The sequence below is a fragment of the Brevibacillus gelatini genome (assembly GCF_003710935.1).
GTDB classification, from domain to species: Bacteria; Bacillota; Bacilli; order Brevibacillales; family Brevibacillaceae; genus Brevibacillus; species Brevibacillus gelatini.
In genome coordinates this window covers 328,304-346,788 of the sequence record NZ_RHHS01000017.1, presented here as the reverse complement: position 1 = coordinate 346,788, position 18,485 = coordinate 328,304, and the positions used below count along the sequence as shown (strand labels likewise).

Sequence of the window (18,485 nt, the reverse complement as noted above, 5' to 3'; positions counted from 1 at the left end):
CGTTGTTCTCTTTTATCAACAAAAACAGTATATCACATGGGTATATCAATTTTTTATACAGATGTTGGGTAGCATGCCAAACAGGCCTTTTCCCAATCGGAAAAGACCTGTCATCCGTTCTTTTTATGAAGCGATCATGCAGGCGACAAAACATAAGAGGTGAGCAGGGCCCCACTGAACAAATCGTAATGCAAGTAGTGGTAGCGGCCATTTGCGTCTTTTACCGTGACTTCCCAAAATTTCTTGTCCCCTTCAAGTCCGGGGACGATATGGGTAATCGCTGATTGCGGATACGCCTTGCTTACTGCTTCCTCGACATGTTTGCGCGGCACGGCAAGATCCATCCGGTCAAACACTGCTTTTTCCGCCGTCATCCAGGCGACGACAGGCGTGCCGGCCTTGTTTTTGCCGATGACGACAGCGTAGCTCTCCGTCCCGCGGTATTCGTCGATGGACTCGATTTCTGCGATGGTCGTCCGCGCCTGTACCCACTCGCGGACGGTCGCCTCGAATTGCTTGCGCTCTCCTGCTACGGAAGCCGTCAGATGATAGGCAAATCCCGCGCCTGTCAACACCAGCACGATGATCGCTCCCACAATGATTCTCACTATCACGTTCCCGTTTAACTCCTTTATGCGGTTGACATTACAAACGGAAGCGCAGCTGGTCCTGTTTGACGCCAGCCGCCGTCCTCATTTGCATTAAAAGCTCCAGCTGGCGAAGCGTGCCTGTATCCGGCTCATACCATAGCTGATACTCGATGCTGATCCCTCTCGCCAGTTCGGGCGTGATGTCCGCGATGGGAAAAGACGGCCCCAGCCACATCGCGAGAAGCGACGTCACCTTTTCCGGCGGCACGGCAAGGCGATAGCCGCTCCAGTCACTCCCTGACAGATCCGCGACGGGCTCGGGCGAGATGGATGACAGCACACTTTTCAGCAGGGTCGCATGTTCATACGGTGTAAACAAAGCGTAGGGCAAGGCGGCATGATCCTGTACCTGTCCGTCTATTCTTACGGAAACCGGCTGTTCATCGTTACGGCTGATCGCCAGTTTGTGTCCCCCGATTTCCCCGTCGAGGGTGAACTTCTCGTGTACGTAGCGTCCGCTCAACACCTGATCGTGCATGTAAACCAAAAAGGCACGCTCTTCGTCCTGTGTCAACTGCTCCAGTAGCTGCGGCACCGGATACGACTCCTGCTTGGTAACAGACGCCGAACGACTCCATTCGCCTGCTGAGCCGAGCGCCATCCCCAGACAAAACAGACCGAGAAAAATCGGGAAAAGCCACCACAGCTGTTTGGGCCGGATGTACATTTCCGTTCCCCCTGTCCCATTTTTGTCTCTAGCCTATGCTATACGGGAAGGTTTTAGAACGACACGGAAAAGTTGCTATTCATAGCTCGGGGCCGGGCGGTCATACTACTGATACACCCGCAAGGAGGTGAGCGCGTGAAGTCACCGCAACAAAACGCATCTCCTGACATCCTAGGGTTTTTGCTACAGGAATACCGAGTCTCCTGGGCTGCATTGTCTTCTCCATTGCGTCAACTGTCACACACACCCACACTGCATTTTCGCCATCATCCCCTGACAGAGTTGTGGCGAAAATGAGCACGGCATGATGTAGTACCCATATTCCCCTACCTACACCTACACTCCCTTACTCCTGTCCCACACCAGACAGGAGCCTTTTACCGTTTCAACTTCTGGAACATACGGTTCGCTTCGTAGATAGCCCTCTCCTCGTCGATTGTGAGCAGCTTGTGGTTGCGCATCAAAAATTTGCCCGCAACAATCGTGTCTTTGACATCGCGGCCATTGGCGGCATAGACGACATGGGAAATCGGCTCGTGCGCCGGGTGGAAATGGGCTTGATGGCTGTCGAGAACGATCAGGTCAGCCTGTTTGCCTACTTCGATGCTGCCGAGCGTGTCCGACTGGAATACGCCGTCTGCGCCGTAGCGTGTCGCCATGCGCAACGCTTCTTCGGCTGGCACGGCAACCGGGTCGTTGTTTACGCCTTTGTGCAAAATCGCCGCGAGCTTCAATTCTTCAAACAGGTTGAGGTTGTTGTTGCTCGCCGAGCTGTCTGTGCCAAGCGAGACGCTCACGCCTTTTGCCAGCATTTTTGGCACAGGAGCTACGCCGCTCGCCAGCTTCAGGTTGCTCACGACGTTATGCGACACTCTCACTTTGTATTTTGCCAAGATGTCAATCTCTTCATCCGTCAAATGTACAGCATGTGCGACCAGTGTCGGGCGGTTGAACATGCCGAGTTTCTCCAGGTGAGCAACCGGACGCAGACCGTAGTCTTTCTCGTTTTGGCCGACTTCCCAGGCCGTTTCGGACATATGGATGTGCAGTGGCAGGGACAGTTCGTCCGCTTTTTCAATAATTTGCGTGATGAATTCCGGCGAGCAAGTGTACGGCGCATGCGGTGCCATCATGACGGTAATACGGCCGTCTGCCTGGTTGTGCCATTCTTTGGCAAAGGCAGTTGCGTCGGCGAGCTTGGTTTGACGCTCTTCCTCCGAGCACAGTCCGATCATGCCGCGGCACAGGCGGGCGCGCATGCCGGATGCTTCTACCGCCTTGGCTACCTCATCCATGTGATCGTACATATCCACGAATGTCGTGGTACCCGTGCGGATCATTTCGATCAGCGACAACTGGGTTCCCCATTTGACGGAATCAGCGGTAAATTGCGCTTCCAGCGGCCACATTTTTTCTTCCAGCCACTGCTGCAGCGGCAAATCGTCGGCATAGCCGCGCAGAAGCGACATGCCCGCGTGTCCGTGCGTATTAATCAGTCCTGGCAGGATGAAGTCGCCTTTTTGGTCAATGACTTCATCGTAGCCGGCATCCGTAAGATCCTCAGGAGTTGGTCCTACATACGTGATCTTGTCGCCCTCGAATGCGACAGCTCCATCGTGGATCACTTCGTTTTTGTCGTTCACTGTAATCACTGTTGCGTGGATGAGGATGGTCTTTTTCATCGTTACACTCCATTCTTACGTTAAGTAATAAGCCAGGCTCTGCAAATTCGATGTTACATCTGCATAGTGAATGCGCACATCTTTATTGGCGCGAATGGTCGTAGGAGCAAAATTCAAAATTCCCTTGATACCCGCTTGAGTCAACAGATCACATACGGATTGCGCAGCCGATGCGGGAACCGTAATGATCGCCAGCTTGATCTGCTTGTCTGGGATCGTTTTTGCCAGTTCATCCATCGGCTGAATCGGGATGCCCGCCACTTCTTTGCCGAGCTTGCCGGGATCGTTGTCAAAAATGGCCGCAATCCGCATGTTATCTTTCAAATAAGCGTTGTAGTTGCTAATCGCATGCCCCAAATGTCCGGCTCCTACAAGGGCGACGCGAACTTCCTCTGTCAGCTTCAAAATCTGCCGTATTTTTTCCACCAGGTAATTGACGTCGTAGCCAATCCCTTTTTTTCCGAAATCCCCGAAGGTAGCCAGGTCTTTTCGGATTTGGGCTGGATTCACATCCAAATTTTTGCCCATTTGCTGGGAGGAAACAGTGGTCACCTCGTTTTGCTGCAAATAGCTGAGGTAACGCAGATAAATCGGCAAACGGCGGACGACCGCTTCCGAAATCTTTTCGTGTTTAGCCACTTTCGGTCTTCCCCCTATTTTTTTGCTTGAATACCCTGTAATCTTTCCCATTGGACAAAATAACAATCGAGCCGTCCCTGCCTGTGACAAACGTCTCCGCCCACGATTCGCCCAGCCGCTCCAGCACCTCGGACTGGCCGTCCCCGCTGCGCTCCTTGCCTGTCTGGATGACGGCAACATGCGGATCGACCCGCGTGAGAAACGGCTGAGAAGTGCCTTGATTGCTCCCCTGGTCGCCGACCTTGAGGACTTCCGCCTTGAGTCGGTCGGAATGGCGTTCCAGCAGGCGTTCCTCGGCTTTTTCGTTGATCCCGCTCGCAAACAAAAACCGCAATTGGCCGTGCTTGAGCAAAAAGACGAGTGAATTGTTCTGCGGGGACAAAAACAGCGGTTCGCTCGGCAGCAAAGCTTCCAGTGTCACGTCGGTATCCAGAATCAATTCCTGGTTCTCCTCGATCTCTTTCTGCTTGCGGATCAGGTCAAGCGGGACGAACTGGCGGATCGAGGGAGAAATCAGCTTGGGCACAATGACCGAGTCGATGATGATTTGCTGGCTTAAAAAAGGGTATCCTCCTGCATACTCGGGCTGATCGTTCGTAAGCACGAGATAGTCGAGGCGCGTCACCTTGGCGGCAGACAGATGCGTGGACAACGTGCCCCAATCCTCTGCGCTGCCTGTGTCAATCAGCATCGTTTTTCCGCCCGGCAGCCGCACCAGTGTGCTTTCGCCATGCGGAAGCGCCAAAAAAGTAACGACAAGCCCCGTAAACTCTTCCGCACGCTCAGCAGCAAACGGGTCGTCTACCTTCACGGCTTCCTGCAGATGGGCGTCAATCGAGCACGAGCACAACAAAGCTACACACGCGGCGAGCAGCAGCCAGACCCACTTTTTTTTCCATAACATTTATTTTATCACCTAAATCCTTGCTAGACTATTGCTTCATTTTATGAATCTGACAAGGATTGCATACGAAGGAACGGCGCAATTCGCTCACGCAGCGTCGGCCAGGAGCCGGTCGCAACCTGAAACGGCGGGAGGGATTGCAAAAACGAACGGCCATAGCGCGATTCGACGACACGCGTATCGAACACGACTACGACGCCGCGGTCCAAATGATGCCGGATCAGGCGGCCAACCCCTTGCTTGAACAAAATGACCGCCTGTGGCAGCGAGAGCGACATAAACGCGTTTTTCCCCTCTGCCTTGAGCGCTTCGGCGCGTCCCTGATAGACGGGATGATTCGGCGGCGTAAACGGCAGCCGCACGATGACGAGACTGCTCAGTTCCTCGCCCTGGATGTCCACGCCTTCCCAAAAACTGCTCGTCCCAAGGAGCACGCTCCGCTCCATCGTCCTGAACAGCCGCACCAGCTTGCTGCGGTTGTTGCTGTCGATCCCGTGCCCGAACAGGGTATACGGCTCTGCTTCCTCGGCCAGCCGCTCCTTCATCGCCTGGTACACCAGCCGCAGCATCGAGTGTGACGTGAACAGAATCAAGGTTCTGCCCTTCGACGCGACGACGACATCGACACAGCCCTGGACAATCGCATCGAGATACGCCTGGTCGTTTTCTTTGCCCGGTGCCGGGAAATCGGACGGGATGAGCAAAAGTCCCTGTTCCTCGTAATGAAACGGAGACGGCAGCACCAGCGTGCGCACCCGTTCAGCGGGGAGCTTGTCCAGGCCAAAGCGGCTCATCACGTAGGAAAAACTGCCTTTGACCGTCAAGGTGGCGGACGTCATAATCAGGCTGCGCTTTTGCGAAAAAAGCGGCTCCGCAAGCGAGTCTGCCACGTTCAGCAATGCTGCAGACAGATGCACCTGCTTGCGCGCCATGCGGGACTCGACCTCCATCCAGTAGACGTATTCGTCGTCTTGGTCGAGCAAAAAGAAATGCAAAAGCTCCATCACCTGCTGCCATTCCTTGAGCAGACCGTATAAATCGGTTTGAAAGCTGCGGATGGAAAACGGCGGCTTCTCTTCCTGGGGAACGCTTTTTAGCATTTGCTCCAGGTGCTGAGCGAAGTCCGTCATGCCTTCCAGCAGCTTTTTCGTCACTTTGCGGATTTTTTCGTTCTTCCCCGTGAAGGAGGCTGCGCGGTAGCGCACCGTCTCGCGGCCAGCGTCCGTCGTCTCTTCTGCCCGCTGCGAAGCCCATGCGAACAAAAGCTGGTTCAATTGCTGCGCTTTGTCCCGCAAGGAAACAGACAGCTTTTTGCATTGGCTGAGGTGCACAGACAGCTCCTGTGAGACCGCAGGCTGCCAGCTTGCAAGCTCTGCTGTGAAGCGTGCGATCGCATTCCCGTTTTCCGGGGAAGCCCGGTCGAGCAAAAACAACAGCTGCGTTGTCGTCAACTGTTTGCCCAAATGCTGGGTAGCCGCATCCTCCAGATGATGCGCCTCGTCGATGATCGCGACCTCGTAGGGCGGCAAAATCCGGTTCTCCGCTTGCAGATCGCTGATGAGCAGGGCGTGGTTGACGATGAGAACATCCGCTTCCTTTGCCCGTTCTTTTGCCTGGAAGTAGTAGCAGCGGCTAAACCACGGGCAGGCGCGGTTCAGGCACGAGCCGGTATCGCTTTTGACCTGCTGCCACAAAAGCTGTCCGCTCGGCGGCATGCTCAATTCCTCCACATCGCCTGTCTCCGTCTGGGTGAGCCAGGTAAGCAGTTGCCCTTTTGCCAGCCGCATTTCCTGGCTGCTGCCTTCCACCGGCTCATCCAGCGCCTGCTCGAACTTGCGCAGGCACAAGTAGTTGCCCCTGCCCTTCAATGTAGCAGCGGTAAAGGAAAACGGCAGCGATTTCTGCAAGGTGGCAATTTCTTTGTGAAGCAGCTGCTCTTGCAACTGGATCGTGTTCGTGCTGACCACCAACTGCTCCCGGTTTTGCTGCGCCCAAATGATGCCGGGCAGCAAGTAGGCCAACGACTTGCCTGTGCCTGTTCCTGCCTCTGCCAGCAGGTGCTTGCCATCCTGCATCGCGTCAAAAACCGCGTGCATCATCGCTTCCTGCGCTTCCCGCCGCTGAAAGCCGCTCAAGTTCGCCTGCAGCTGTCCCTGCTCGTCCATGAGCTTCTCCAACTGCTCCGCAAATGCTTTGGCCTTGCCCCAATCACCCATGGGGCGCTGGAAGCTCGCTTTCAGCTTTTCCTTGCGCTTTTTCAATGCGATCTGACGGTAGATGTCCCACAACTGCGATTTTTCTCCCGCCGGCTCGTCCCCGAGCTCGGGCAGCTCCGTCAGCTTTTCCATCTCAATCTGCCGCAAAAGGACGCTGATGTCCGAGCGAAACGACGAAACGAGCATTTGCAGCCGCTGAATGGTCACAAGCGGCAATTGCTGCAAAATATCGAGCAAATGCAAAAACAGCCGGGCCGTGGCCAGCGCATCACTGTCCGCCTGATGCGGATTGTCGTGCACGATGTCAAGCTCTGACGCCAGCTCGCCGAGCCTGTAGCTGTTTTGCATCGGCAAAAGCAGACGGGACAGCTCCACCGTGTCGAGCACATAGCCGTCAAATGCATAATAGCCCTGACTCAGCAGGGCTTCTTGTAAAAATTGGAGATCAAAACTTGCATTATGGGCGACAAACACCCGTCCATCCAATAGTCGCAAGAATCGAGGAAATACCTCTTCCAATGTCGGGGCATCGGCCACCATCTCATTGGTAATTCCCGTTAGCTGGGTAATAAAAGGGGGGATGTCCTGTCCGGGATGAATCAGGGTCGAGAAGCGTTCTGTGATCCGGCCGTCGTCAATGGCCACAGCGCCGATCTGAATGATGCTGTCTCCCTGCCGCGGATGGCTCCCCGTCGTCTCAAAATCTACTACAAGTAATCGATTCAACCGTTGTCACCTCGTAACCTGGGCGGATAAGTCTCATCCGCACTCATTCACATTCGGCAACGATGGAAATATTCCTGCTTGCAGGACGCAATTACCGCTGCACAGGCTCGCCCTGCACCGCTTGCCCACCGAGCTTGCTTGCACACAATTGCAGGTAGATGGGAATTTCGCGGAACTGATCGACATGAGGGAGCGTGCGCTGGAAATACTGCTCTGCCAGCCGCCAGTTTTCCTCGATCATTGCCAGTCTGCCTAAATGAAAATAACCCAGGGAACGGATGTACGGATCGGGATCGTCCAGAAACTGCTTGGCCAACCGTTTTGCTTCTCGCGTCTCTCCTACTTTTTCAAAGACGGAGATCATCCCGGACTGACCAAGGCGATTGGCACTGTCTTTTTCCAACATGTGGCGAAACGCTGCGATTGCACCCGGAATGTTCCCGTCGAACAGCTGCATCCAGCCGTAGCTGAAAACGAAGTCGTCCTCTCCGGGAGCCAGGCTGATTGCTTTTTTCATCAACGTCAACGCCCGTTTGCTGCCAGCGATCAGCCACGTGTTCCACGCCAGTCCGTGCCACGCCCAGCCTTCATTGGGCAGGCGCTCGGTCAAAAAATGATAGCAGATTTGCGCGCGGTGATAATTGCCCCCCGCTTCGTACAAATGAGCCATTTCCTGCAGCGTCTCGCTGTCCAGCTTGCGATTCGGCAACGTCAGGCTGGAAGGCTGGGCAGGCTCTGCCTTCTCGTCCATCTGAATCAACAGCTGGGCGGCGCGCAGCCAGAGCAACTGTGCTTCCCAATCATGTTCATGCTTTTGCAAATAGCCTTCGATCTCATCCAGCGCTTCCTTGGCATCGCCATCCATCAAGTAGCAAAGTGCGAGATTGTACCTCGCTTCTTGCTGCTCAGGCTTTGCCTCAAGCGAGGTTTTGAACGCTTGCGCCGCCTCCAGCCATTGCTTTTCCTCGGCGAGGATGCAGCCGATGGCGTTGTAGCTGATGGCGACGACATTTGGCGAGCTTGCCGACTTGGCGAGCAGGCGAAACTCGCGAAAAGCCGTTTCCAGCTCGCCGCAAAACAGCAGGCTGTAGGCGTAATACAGCCTGCCGCTTTCCCAGTCCGGCGACTCCTGCACAAGCTGGGCAAAGCATTTTTTGGCGTCCTGAAACATGCGCAGATGGTAAAACCCTTCTCCACGGCGAAAGAGCGGCTCATACGCATGCAGCTCTTGCGGCAGCTTGCCTTGCTTCGGCTCACTTTCCGCTTCGTTTACAGTCTCATTGTCAGCCTCTTTATGCTGGACAAGCGCTTCCTCTTCTGTTGGCAAGGTCGATTCTGCCTTCTCCTGTTGCATGGCTTGGGGCAGTTGTCCTTCCATTTGCTTGATATGGCGGATGGCATTGGACAGCTTTTCTTCAAACTGCAACCACAAATCTACAACCGTGTCGCTCACCTGACGCAAGTAAAACAGTTGGTCCGCTAGTTGAAGCCGCTCCTGCTCCGACGCTTCCTTCCACCGCTCTTCTATGCTCTGCGCTTTCGTACGCAGCTTCTGAAACCAGTCTTCGATTTTCACGGGAAAAGCCACCCCCCTGTGAGGCAAGAGTAGTTTCATTGTCTCACAAGGCAGGTGGCTCTATGCGAAAAAAGCGCCTCGCCTACAGGATGGTCGCGTGTATTTCCTCGCCAAGCATTTCCTTGATCCGGTTGTGCTCGTCCATAATGGCGACACGTGGCTTGTGCGTGCGCGCCTGTTCATCTGTCATCATGGCGTAAGCGATAATGATGACGATGTCGCCTTTCTGCACGAGCCGGGCGGCTGCGCCGTTCAGACAAATTACACCGCTGCCTGGCTCCCCTTCAATGACGTACGTTTCCAGACGGGCGCCGTTGTTGTTGTTGACGATCTGCACTTTTTCGTTCGGCAAAATATCCAGTGCATCCAAGATGTTTTTGTCGATGGTAATGCTGCCCACGTAGTTCAGATTCGCTTCCGTTACCGTGGCACGATGGATTTTTGCCTTCATCATAGTGCGAAACACGGGTATTCCTCCCTTGTCATTCTCCGAAATGGTTTTATTGAAAATGTCGTCTCGGTTAGCGGATTTCGGCAATCAGATTGTCAATCAGGCGTGTTTTGCCAAAGCGAACAGCGAGCGCGACGATAATGGTCTGCCCAGATACCTCGTTTTCTACCGGCTGCAGTTCGGGATAGCGCAAAATTTCCACGTAGTCGATCTCTGCGAGCGGCTTGTCCGCAATCATCTGCTTGATACGCTGTTTGATCTCGTCAAGCGGCCGCCCCTCCTTGAGCCATGCCGACGCCTGTTGCAAGCTTTGCGAGAGAACCAGCGCCTGCGCGCGTTCCTCTGCCGACAAATAGACGTTGCGCGAGCTCATCGCCAGTCCGTCCGCTTCCCGCACGATCGGACACGGGATGACTTCAACCGGAATCGACAAGTCTTGGACCATCTGCGTGACGACAGCCACTTGCTGGGCGTCTTTTTGCCCGAAAAAGGCACAGTCAGGCTGAACGATGGAAAACAGTTTCAGCACGACTGTCGATACTCCGTCAAAGTGACCGGGGCGGGAAGCTCCGCACAAAGGCGTTGTCACATTGGCGACCGACACCGTCGTCAAAATCGGTTTCGGGTACATTTCCTCGACAGACGGAGTGAACAGCAGATCGACTCCCGCCTCTGCCGCCATCTTGCTGTCGCGCTCGATGTCGCGCGGATACCGTTCAAAATCTTCGTTCGGTCCAAATTGCAGCGGATTGACGAAAATACTCATGACGACAAGATCGCACTTTTCCCGTGCCGCTTTGACCAGGCTCAAGTGTCCTTCATGCAAAAAGCCCATGGTCGGCACAAAGCCGATCTTCTTTCCTTGCTGCCGTGCTGCTTTTATGTGAATGCGCAATTCCTCGATGGTGGATAGTTGCAACATCGTTTGAATCATCCCTGGGTCACTCCTTCCCCGTACAGCTCCTTGATTGTTTCTTCCGACGCGTGGAAAACGTGATCGGGTCCCGGAAAACGGCGAAGCTCGACCTCTTTGATGTACGCCGCCACCGCTTCGCGGATGGACGTGCCGATGTCAGCGTAGCGCTTGACGAACTTCGGTGTCAATTGGGAAGCGTAGCCAACCAGGTCGTGGAACACCAGTACCTGACCGTCGCAGCCTGCCCCGGCCCCGATGCCGATGACAGCAATCTCCAGCTTTTCCGCGATCATTTTGGCTACCTCTTCCGGCACGCATTCCAGCACGAGAGCGAACGCCCCTGCCTGCTCAATCGCCAGGGCATCGTCAAGCAATTTTTTCGCTGCCTCCAAATCGCGTCCCTGCACCTTGTAGCCGCCAAGCTGATGCACGGACTGCGGCGTGAGACCGATATGCCCGACGACGGGAATGCCTGCCTGCACCAGACGGGTAATGAGTGGCGCAAGCTCGCTTCCGCCCTCCAGCTTCACCGCTCTGGCCAGTCCCTCCTGCATGAGTCTGCCCGCGTTTTTCACCGCTTCCTCAATGGTTCCGTGGTAGCTGAGAAACGGCATGTCCGCGACGACAAAAGCGCGCTTGGCCGCGCGCGTGACCGCCTTCGTGTGATGGAGCATGTCGTCCATCGTCACAGGCACGGTGGAGTCATAGCCCAGTACAACCATGCCCAGCGAGTCGCCAACCAAAATCATGTCCGCGCCTGCTTCTTCCACCAGCTTCGCAGATGGAAAGTCATAGGCTGTCACCATGGAAATAGGAATGCCCGCTTCTTTCTTCTTGCGGATGTCGGAAGTCGTGACCTGTTTTGTCATTTGCTTCTTCTCCTCTTTCGCGCCAAGGCTTCGTGGATGGAGAGGAACAAAAAACCTTCTCGCTCGAAATCGGGAGAAGGTTGTCCATGCCATAGAGACATACTTGTCTTGTCATAAACGGATTCCTTCTGTCTCGGTCCACAAAGGCTCTGAGCAGATTTTTGTCCTTGCACTATTGCTTTATTGATACACCAAACTTGCCAAAAATACTCCAAGAGTACCGTTCCTGTCGGATACAGCCTCCATGTTGAGTATAGCAAATCATCTATTCATTTGCACGATAATTGACGTCTGCCGAATACACTTTATGAATCTGTCCCAGGCGATCCTTGACCATCAGCACGCCTTCTTCATCGAGACCGATTGCCTGCCCCTCCAGCTTTTGCGAGATCGTCTGCACCGTTACCCAGCGGCCAATCGTGTAGGAGTGGGCTTCCCATTCCTTTTTCACCCGCTGGAAGCCCTCCCGCAAGTAGTGGTTGTACTCTTCCTCGAAGTTTTGGCAAAAGCGCTGGATGAACGCGACGCGCTTGACCGGGCTGCCCGACTCGATTCGCAACGACGTAGCGATTGCCAGCAGTTCCTCCGGGAAGTCGGCCTGCACACTGTTGGCGTTCAGTCCGATGCCGATGACCAAATAGTTGACCCGGTCTGCTTCCGCATTCAGCTCGGTCAAAATACCGCACACTTTTTTGTCCCCAATGAAAATATCGTTCGGCCATTTGATTTTGACGGGCAATCCGGTCTCTTCCCGAATTGTCCCCGCCACGCTCACGGCTGTCAGCAGCGTCATCTGCGGCGTCTTCGGCAACGGAATTGCAGGCCGGACAATCAAACTCATCCAGATGCCTGTCCCTTTGGGCGAGTGCCAGGGACGACCCAGACGCCCCTTCCCTCCTGTTTGCTGTTCCGCCAAAACAAGCGTGCCTTCCGCCGCCCCTTTTGCCGCTGCCTCATGCGCGAGCGGCTGCGTGGAGACGACCTCGTCGTACGCGATGACATGTTGTCCGATCCGCGTCGTACTAAGCCCCGCCATAATCTCTGCGGCAGACAGCCGATCTGGTGCCGCAAGCAGGCGATAGCCCGACTTGCGTACTGCCTCGACCTCGTAGCCGTCCCGCCGCAGCTCCTCGATATGCTTCCAGACAGCTGTTCGCGAGCAGCCACACGCCTGACTCAATTCTTCGCCAGAGATAAAGCGGCCTGGCTGGTCACGAAATGCTTGTAGAATCACCTGTTTAATGTTCATACTGCGCTACCTCTTTCTTTGCAGCTTCGATGAGAGCCTCCGGCGTGTTCGGCAAGCCGTGGAGGGCTGTCTGCACCAGCAGCGCCCGCAGCACATGGACGATCCACTCGCCCGCTTTTTTTTGCAGCGCGACTTGCAAATCCAGCCCTGTTACAGCCAGCTCCTTGATCGTTCTCACAGGCATCGCCTGATACGTTTCGACCAGGGTCTGCATCATGCTATGTGTCTGCGCTTGCTGATTCCACCAGCACACCCGTAAAATACCGGCAAGCTTTTCGCATGTGTCCCAGCCTGCATCAAGCAGTAGTTGTCCCCACTCGACTGGCTCGGGAGCGTCCCACCTTGGCTGCAGGCGGTGCAGAAGCTCCACAAACCCGACAATCGCCTCTGTCTCCCGCTTGGACATTTTCAACAGCTGGCAAACCGCTTTCGACTCTTCCGCGGGAAAACGCGCTGCATACAGCAGAAGCGACCATTTTTGCGGCAAGCCCTGTACATGGACGACCCGCCAACTCTCCGCAGCCGCGTCCCGAAACAGTCGCTGCAAGACAGGGGAGTACCCGCACAGCCCTGTCTCGTTGATGATCGCGCAGCCGATGTGTGGCGACTCGCTGGCGAGCATTTTGTTCAGCTCTTCCCTGACGCGCTCCACCGCGATGTGCGCCAGAAGCGGCGCCGTCTTTTGCATCGCCGCAAGCGTATGCGGCTCGATGGAAAAGCCAAGCTGGGCGGCAAACCGCACGCACCGCAGCAGCCGCAGCGCATCCTCGCGAAAACGCTCCAGCGGCTCGCCCACAGCCCGGACCAGCTTTTTCGCAAGATCATCCCGACCGCCAAACGGGTCCTGCAGCTCTTTTTCCCGGTTCATCGCCATCGCATTCATCGTAAAATCTCTGCGCGCAAGGTCCAGTTTCAACTCGGAAACGAACTGGACTTCAGCAGGACGACGGTAGTCCTCGTATTTCCCTTCCGTCCGGTACGTCGTCACCTCAAAAAACTGCCCGTCGATTCTCACGGACACCGTTCCATGCTTGAGTCCGGTCGGGACGTGGTCGGGAAACAGGCGGATGACGTCGCCAGGATGGGCATTCGTACATATATCTATATCGTGCACAGGCCGAGACAGCAGCCAATCGCGGACGCATCCGCCGACATAATACGCTTCGTAGCCGTGCTGCTCGAGCGTTTCCAGAATCCGGCTGGCCAAATGGAGCGTCATGCCGCTTCCCCCTTTCTCGCATGGTCTACCTGATTACATAAGGAGGCGATCTCCATGAGATTTTTGTATGGGCTCTTTATTTTTGTAGCCAAACTGCATCAACTGGCGAAAAGCAGTCTGTCCCGCCAGTGACCCTCTATGTACAAAAGCTTACCCAAGCAATTTTTGATACAGCGCCTCGTACTGGGAAGCGATCGTCTCGTGACAAAACGTTTTGCAGGAACGCTCGATGCTGTTTGCGGAAAAATCGCGATACAACGCTTCGTCCTGCAACAGGCGAATCGCTGCCTCTGCCATGCCCTCGACATCGCCAATCGGGCGCAAAAAGCCATTGACGCCGTCGAGCACGACTTCGGGAATCCCGCCGGCAACAGTCGCCACTACAGGCACGCCGCAAGCCATCGCTTCCAGCGCGACAAGTCCGAAGCTCTCCTTTTCCGACGGCAACAGCATCAGGTCGGCCATGGACAAAACTTCTGCAACGTCTTCCTGCTTCCCAAGGAAACAGACATCCTCTGTCAGATTTTGCTCGGCAATCTGCTTGCGGACCGCGCCCATTTCCGGTCCTTCGCCAATCAGGATCAAACGGGCGGGCATTGCTTGCTTGACCCGCGCGAAAATGTCAATGACATCAGGGACGCGCTTGACCGGACGGAAATTGGAGATGTGCATGAGGATTTTTTCTCCGTTTGGCGCGAATACCTTTTTCAGCTTCTCTACTTCCTTTGGATAGTAGCGGCGTTTGTCGACGAAATTGTACACGGGCACGATCTCTTTCTCGACGTGCAGCAGTTCTTTTGTCTGCTTGATTAAATCTTTGGAAACAGCCGTCACCAGATCGCTGCGCTCGATCCCAAAGCGGATCATGTCACTCAAGCTGGAGTCGTAGCCCAAAACGGTAATGTCCGTCCCGTGCAGGGTGGTGACGATCTTCAAATGATCCCCGACCATCTGCTTGGCCAAAAACGCGCAAAGCGCATGCGGCACAGCATAATGCACGTGCAATAAGTCCAGATTTTCCGTTTTGGCCACTTGCGCCATCCGGTTTGCCAGCGTCAAGTCGTAGGGCGGATACTTGAATACGTCGTAGTGATTCACTTCTACTTCATGATAAAAAATGTTCGGGTGGAAGGCCCCAAGGCGAAAAGGCATCCCGCCTGTAATAAAATGCACCTGATGCCCCCGCTCCGCCAGCAGCTTGCCCAATTCCGTCGCGACAACCCCGGACCCTCCCAGCGATGGATAACACGTAATCCCGATCTTCATTTTCCAGGAGTCACTCCTTTTTACAAGCTGGTCAAAACATACGGTGCAGCGCTGACAAATCCTTCCGCATACCGGACGCCTGCCTGCTGCCCAAACAACCGCTCCCGGTACTCGACAGATTCGAGATAACCGTTCGTGAGCGGTGTTTGCACGCTGCCCTCTTCCAGTTCGAACTGGCTGCGGTAGCAACGAAGAACTTCCATTTTTTGCGGGAAAACCGCCGTAATATCCACCACGACCTGCGGCGTTACCGTTGAATTAATAAAATAGTACAGAAATTGAGCGGGCCGATATGCCGGAAGCTGCGGATCAGGCATGTACTTGCGAATGCCTGCATTGAAGATGGCCTCCCGCACGATGCGGCTTGCGCTCTCATGGTCTGGATGCCGGTCAGAAAAATACGGAGCGAGTACGGTGCGCGGGCGTGTCTGCCGAATCAGCTTGACCACACGCTCAATCGCCTGCTCCCTGACGGCTTCCAGCCCGCGATCCGGCAATCCGAAGTTGTAGCGTGCCGCAACCCCGAGCAGCTTGTCTGCTGCCGCCGCTTCCTGCTGCCTGCGCTCCACGGTCCCGTTTGACGACAGCTCGGCGTAGGTCAAATCGAGAATCCCTACCCGCTTCCCGGAAGCAGCCGCGAGCAGCAGGCTGCCTGCTGCCCCGATCTCCACGTCATCGGGATGGGCGCCAATGGCCAAAATATCGAGTGTATTCATGCTTCGTTCTCCTTGTGCAGCACGGCGCGCCAGGCCAGCTCTCCCCGCTCCAGCGCCTTGAGCATGATCTCCGCGGAGCCAAGGTTGGTGGCAAACGGAATTTTGTGCACATCACACAGTCTCAAGAGCGCGATAATATCCGGTTCGTGTGGCTGGGCCGTAAGCGGATCGCGCAGGAAAATAATCATGTCCATCTCGTTTCTGGCAATCATCGCGCCGATCTGCTGATCGCCGCCCAACGGTCCGGACAAAAATCTGGTGAGTTTCAGCGAAGTGGCATCCATGATTCTCCCGCCCGTCGTTCCTGTTGCGTACAGCTCGTGCTCCGCCAAAATCGATTCGTAAGCCATAGCCAGTTGGACAATCTCTTCTTTCATTCGATCATGGGCAATCAGTGCTATTTTCACGAGAAACTCTCCCTTATGCCTCGATAGAAAAGGTTTTTAATCAAACGTTTAATCAATCAAATGTTCCAAACCGTAAATCAAGCCATCCATATTCATCACAGCTTTAATCGCCATGTTAACGCCTGGCATAAACGATTCGCGGTTGATCGAATCGTGACGAATGGACAAGGTTTGCCCGGTCGCACCGAACAGCACTTCCTGGTGAGCGACCATTCCCGGCAAACGCACACTGTGGATGCGGAAGCCTTCGTACTCTGCTCCCCGCGCGCCTGGAATCGTCTCCGTCTCTTCCGGGTGCCCCTGTTTCAATTCCTGGCGCACCGCCGCGATCATTTCCGCCGTCTTCAAGGCTGTACCGCTTGGCGCATCCAGCTTGCGATCATGATGCAGCTCGATAATTTCCACATGCGGCATATATTTGGCTGCCATCGCGGCAAATTTCATGCACAAAATCGCGCCAATCGCAAAGTTCGGTGCGATGATGGCACCAAGTCCCGCCTCTTTGAAGCGTTCCGTCATTTCCTGCAACTGCTCGGGAGTCAAGCCTGTCGTCCCGACCACCGGCCGCACCCCATGCGCGAGACACAGTTCCATGTTTTTGTAAACGCTGTGCGGTGTCGTAAAATCGACGAGTACATCCGGTTTCATTTCTTCCATCTGTTTGTTAACTTCGTCGGCGGCAAGGCGGGTATCCAAATTTCCGGTGAAGATCAGCTGGTCGTCCTGTGCCAGCATCTTCACCACTTCCTGGCCCATCCGGCCATTTGCGCCTGCAACCGCTACGCGAATCTGTTTATCCATGTTGCTTGCTCTCCTCAATTCTTGTCCAGCGATCTTTATCGCGTGTATTGAATTTGTGCATAATACGATCAAACGCTTCCTGCAGGTCGATGCCGAGCGAATTCGCGAAGCAAATCACGATAAAGAGCACATCACCCAGCTCTTCCTCGACAGTTTTCTCGGCTTCGTCTTTCTTTTTCGGCTTTTCCCCGTAATAGTGATTGATTTCCCGTGCCAGCTCCCCGACTTCTTCTGTCATGCGAGCCAGCATGGACAGCGGCGAGAAATACCCTTCCTTGAATTGCGATATGTATTGATCCACTTCCTGCTGCATTTCCTGCATCGTTTTTTTCCGTTCCATCCGCCCACTCCTTTTGTTTTTCATTCCTCTCTTTCACCTATCGTACACAAAAAGACTGCGTTTGCCAAATCTCAATACTCTCTCTTCCAGCATATGGACAATCAAATAAACGTTCCTTTATAATGCTTTCGTATGGCCCTCATTAATTTGGCATTTCGCCCGCTCAACTGCACAACCATGTCGGACGCGCCGTTTTCGCTCCGGCAAAACAGGAGGACACTATGAACATACGTGTAAAGAGCATCATCGCTATCATGATCGGATCTGCGATTATGGGATTTGGCATTAACGCCTTCAATATCCCCAACCACCTTGCCGAGGGTGGTATTACGGGGATCAGTATTTTACTCAAGCTGTTGTTTCCCGTTGTAGATCAAGGGATTGTGTTCTTCGTTCTGAACGTGCCGCTGTTTATTTTAGGATGGAAAATACTCGGCCGGACTGCTTTTTTCTATACGATTTTAGGTACGGTTTCCCTCTCTGTCTTCCTATCGCTGTTTGATGGCGTGCTGCCGCTCGTGATGCAGGATCGCCTGCTGGCATCCCTGTACGCGGGCGTGGCTGTCGGCGTCGGTTTGGGAATTATTTTCCGCTACGGTGGAACGACTGGCGGGGTTGACATCATCGCCAGATTGCTGCAAAAGTACATGGGCATCAGCATGGGCAGAACCTTGTTTTTTGGCGACATCCTCGTCATTGGTGCTTCCCTCATCTATCTGAACCTGGAAAGCGCCATGTACACTCTCGTCGTCGTGTTTATTGCCGCCCGCGTCATCGACTTTTTGCAAGACGGCGCCTACGCCGGAAAAGCGTTGACCATCATTTCCAATCATGCAGAGGAAATCTCCCGGCAAATTCTCGATCTGGGCCGAGGGGTAACGATTCTGGCGGGAAAAGGAGCGTACTCCGGCGAAGAAAAGAAAGTCATTTACGTCGTCGTCAGCCGCAATGAGGTCATGCGCTTCAAAACGATCGTGCAAGAGGTTGACCCGCATGCATTTGTCATCGTCAATGATGTACACGAAGTGCTCGGGGAAGGCTTTACGCTGGATGAGAACAAAAAGCCATTGCATGATTGACGGGAAAGTCAGCCAGGAAGGACAGCTTTGACTGTTTTTGTACAAAATAAGAACCTTGCCTGTTTTTCGGCAAGGTTTTTTGTTTGCGCTTCTTTCTTTGGGAAGTGATGCC

At 54.5% G+C, this 18,485-nt stretch carries 18 protein-coding genes; 1 reads left to right on the top strand and 17 read right to left on the bottom strand.

Features of this window, described 5'->3' with window-relative positions:
• Window positions 1-134: 134 nt before the first annotated feature.
• The 17 genes from EDM57_RS08220 to EDM57_RS08140 all read right to left on the bottom strand — a co-directional run bounded on the left by EDM57_RS08220 (window position 135) and on the right by EDM57_RS08140 (window position 17,294).
• The gene (locus tag EDM57_RS08220) at window positions 135-614 is read right to left on the bottom strand and encodes a cell wall elongation regulator TseB-like domain-containing protein (RefSeq protein ID WP_122904271.1); all 480 of its coding nucleotides are present in this window, start codon (window positions 612-614) and stop codon (window positions 135-137) included.
• 31 nt (window positions 615-645) lie between these two features.
• Window positions 646-1,317, bottom strand: coding sequence for a hypothetical protein (locus EDM57_RS08215; RefSeq protein ID WP_122904270.1), 672 nt, complete (start codon window positions 1,315-1,317; stop codon window positions 646-648).
• Window positions 1,318-1,694: 377 nt separating this feature from the next.
• Window positions 1,695-2,999 (bottom strand): amidohydrolase, encoded by a 1,305-nt coding sequence (locus EDM57_RS08210; RefSeq protein ID WP_122904269.1) that lies wholly within the window; start codon window positions 2,997-2,999, stop codon window positions 1,695-1,697.
• Window positions 3,000-3,014: 15 nt separating this feature from the next.
• A complete protein-coding gene (locus EDM57_RS08205) occupies window positions 3,015-3,638 on the bottom strand; it encodes a redox-sensing transcriptional repressor Rex (protein WP_122904268.1) in 624 nt (207 codons plus the stop codon).
• Window positions 3,631-4,542, bottom strand: coding sequence for a ComEC/Rec2 family competence protein (locus EDM57_RS08200; protein WP_122904267.1), 912 nt, complete (start codon window positions 4,540-4,542; stop codon window positions 3,631-3,633). The genes EDM57_RS08205 and EDM57_RS08200 overlap by 8 nt, the downstream gene beginning before the upstream one ends.
• A 41-nt stretch (window positions 4,543-4,583) precedes the next feature.
• Window positions 4,584-7,484 carry an ATP-dependent DNA helicase DinG gene (gene dinG / locus EDM57_RS08195; protein ID WP_122904266.1) on the bottom strand — a complete coding sequence of 967 codons (2,901 nt, stop codon included), beginning with the start codon at window positions 7,482-7,484 and terminating at the stop codon, window positions 4,584-4,586.
• A 91-nt stretch (window positions 7,485-7,575) separates the two neighbouring features.
• Window positions 7,576-9,060 (bottom strand): tetratricopeptide repeat protein, encoded by a 1,485-nt coding sequence (locus tag EDM57_RS08190; RefSeq protein WP_122904265.1) that lies wholly within the window; start codon window positions 9,058-9,060, stop codon window positions 7,576-7,578.
• An 82-nt stretch (window positions 9,061-9,142) separates the two neighbouring features.
• Window positions 9,143-9,526 (bottom strand): aspartate 1-decarboxylase, encoded by a 384-nt coding sequence (gene panD / locus EDM57_RS08185; protein WP_122904264.1) that lies wholly within the window; start codon window positions 9,524-9,526, stop codon window positions 9,143-9,145.
• Between the two features lie 55 nt (window positions 9,527-9,581).
• Window positions 9,582-10,445 (bottom strand): pantoate--beta-alanine ligase, encoded by an 864-nt coding sequence (gene panC / locus EDM57_RS08180; RefSeq protein ID WP_122904263.1) that lies wholly within the window; start codon window positions 10,443-10,445, stop codon window positions 9,582-9,584.
• A complete protein-coding gene (gene panB / locus EDM57_RS08175) occupies window positions 10,442-11,296 on the bottom strand; it encodes a 3-methyl-2-oxobutanoate hydroxymethyltransferase (protein ID WP_122904262.1) in 855 nt (284 codons plus the stop codon). Before panB ends, panC begins: the two co-directional genes overlap by 4 nt.
• A gap of 265 nt (window positions 11,297-11,561) precedes the next feature.
• On the bottom strand, window positions 11,562-12,545 hold the full coding sequence (locus tag EDM57_RS08170; protein ID WP_122904261.1) for a biotin--[acetyl-CoA-carboxylase] ligase: 984 nt from the start codon (window positions 12,543-12,545) through the stop codon (window positions 11,562-11,564).
• Window positions 12,535-13,764 carry a CCA tRNA nucleotidyltransferase gene (locus tag EDM57_RS08165; RefSeq protein ID WP_122904260.1) on the bottom strand — a complete coding sequence of 410 codons (1,230 nt, stop codon included), beginning with the start codon at window positions 13,762-13,764 and terminating at the stop codon, window positions 12,535-12,537. Before EDM57_RS08165 ends, EDM57_RS08170 begins: the two co-directional genes overlap by 11 nt.
• 150 nt (window positions 13,765-13,914) lie before the next feature.
• Window positions 13,915-15,030, bottom strand: a complete 1,116-nt coding sequence (bshA, locus tag EDM57_RS08160) for an N-acetyl-alpha-D-glucosaminyl L-malate synthase BshA (protein ID WP_122904259.1) — start codon at window positions 15,028-15,030, stop codon at window positions 13,915-13,917.
• A gap of 20 nt (window positions 15,031-15,050) precedes the next feature.
• Complete coding sequence (bshB1, locus tag EDM57_RS08155; protein ID WP_122904258.1) at window positions 15,051-15,746, bottom strand: bacillithiol biosynthesis deacetylase BshB1; 696 nt, start codon at window positions 15,744-15,746, stop codon at window positions 15,051-15,053.
• Entirely contained in the window at window positions 15,743-16,153 is a 411-nt protein-coding gene (locus EDM57_RS08150) for a methylglyoxal synthase (RefSeq protein WP_122904257.1), read from the bottom strand. The genes bshB1 and EDM57_RS08150 overlap by 4 nt, the downstream gene beginning before the upstream one ends.
• A gap of 48 nt (window positions 16,154-16,201) precedes the next feature.
• Window positions 16,202-16,954: a 4-hydroxy-tetrahydrodipicolinate reductase gene (dapB, locus tag EDM57_RS08145; protein ID WP_122904256.1), complete on the bottom strand. Its 753-nt coding sequence runs from the start codon at window positions 16,952-16,954 to the stop codon at window positions 16,202-16,204.
• A complete protein-coding gene (locus EDM57_RS08140; RefSeq protein WP_122904255.1) occupies window positions 16,947-17,294 on the bottom strand; it encodes a nucleotide pyrophosphohydrolase in 348 nt (115 codons plus the stop codon). Before EDM57_RS08140 ends, dapB begins: the two co-directional genes overlap by 8 nt.
• A 221-nt stretch (window positions 17,295-17,515) precedes the next feature.
• Between EDM57_RS08140 and EDM57_RS08135 the strand changes: the two genes are divergently transcribed.
• Window positions 17,516-18,373 carry a YitT family protein gene (locus EDM57_RS08135; protein WP_122904254.1) on the top strand — a complete coding sequence of 286 codons (858 nt, stop codon included), beginning with the start codon at window positions 17,516-17,518 and terminating at the stop codon, window positions 18,371-18,373.
• The last annotated feature ends 112 nt before the right edge of the window (window positions 18,374-18,485 follow it).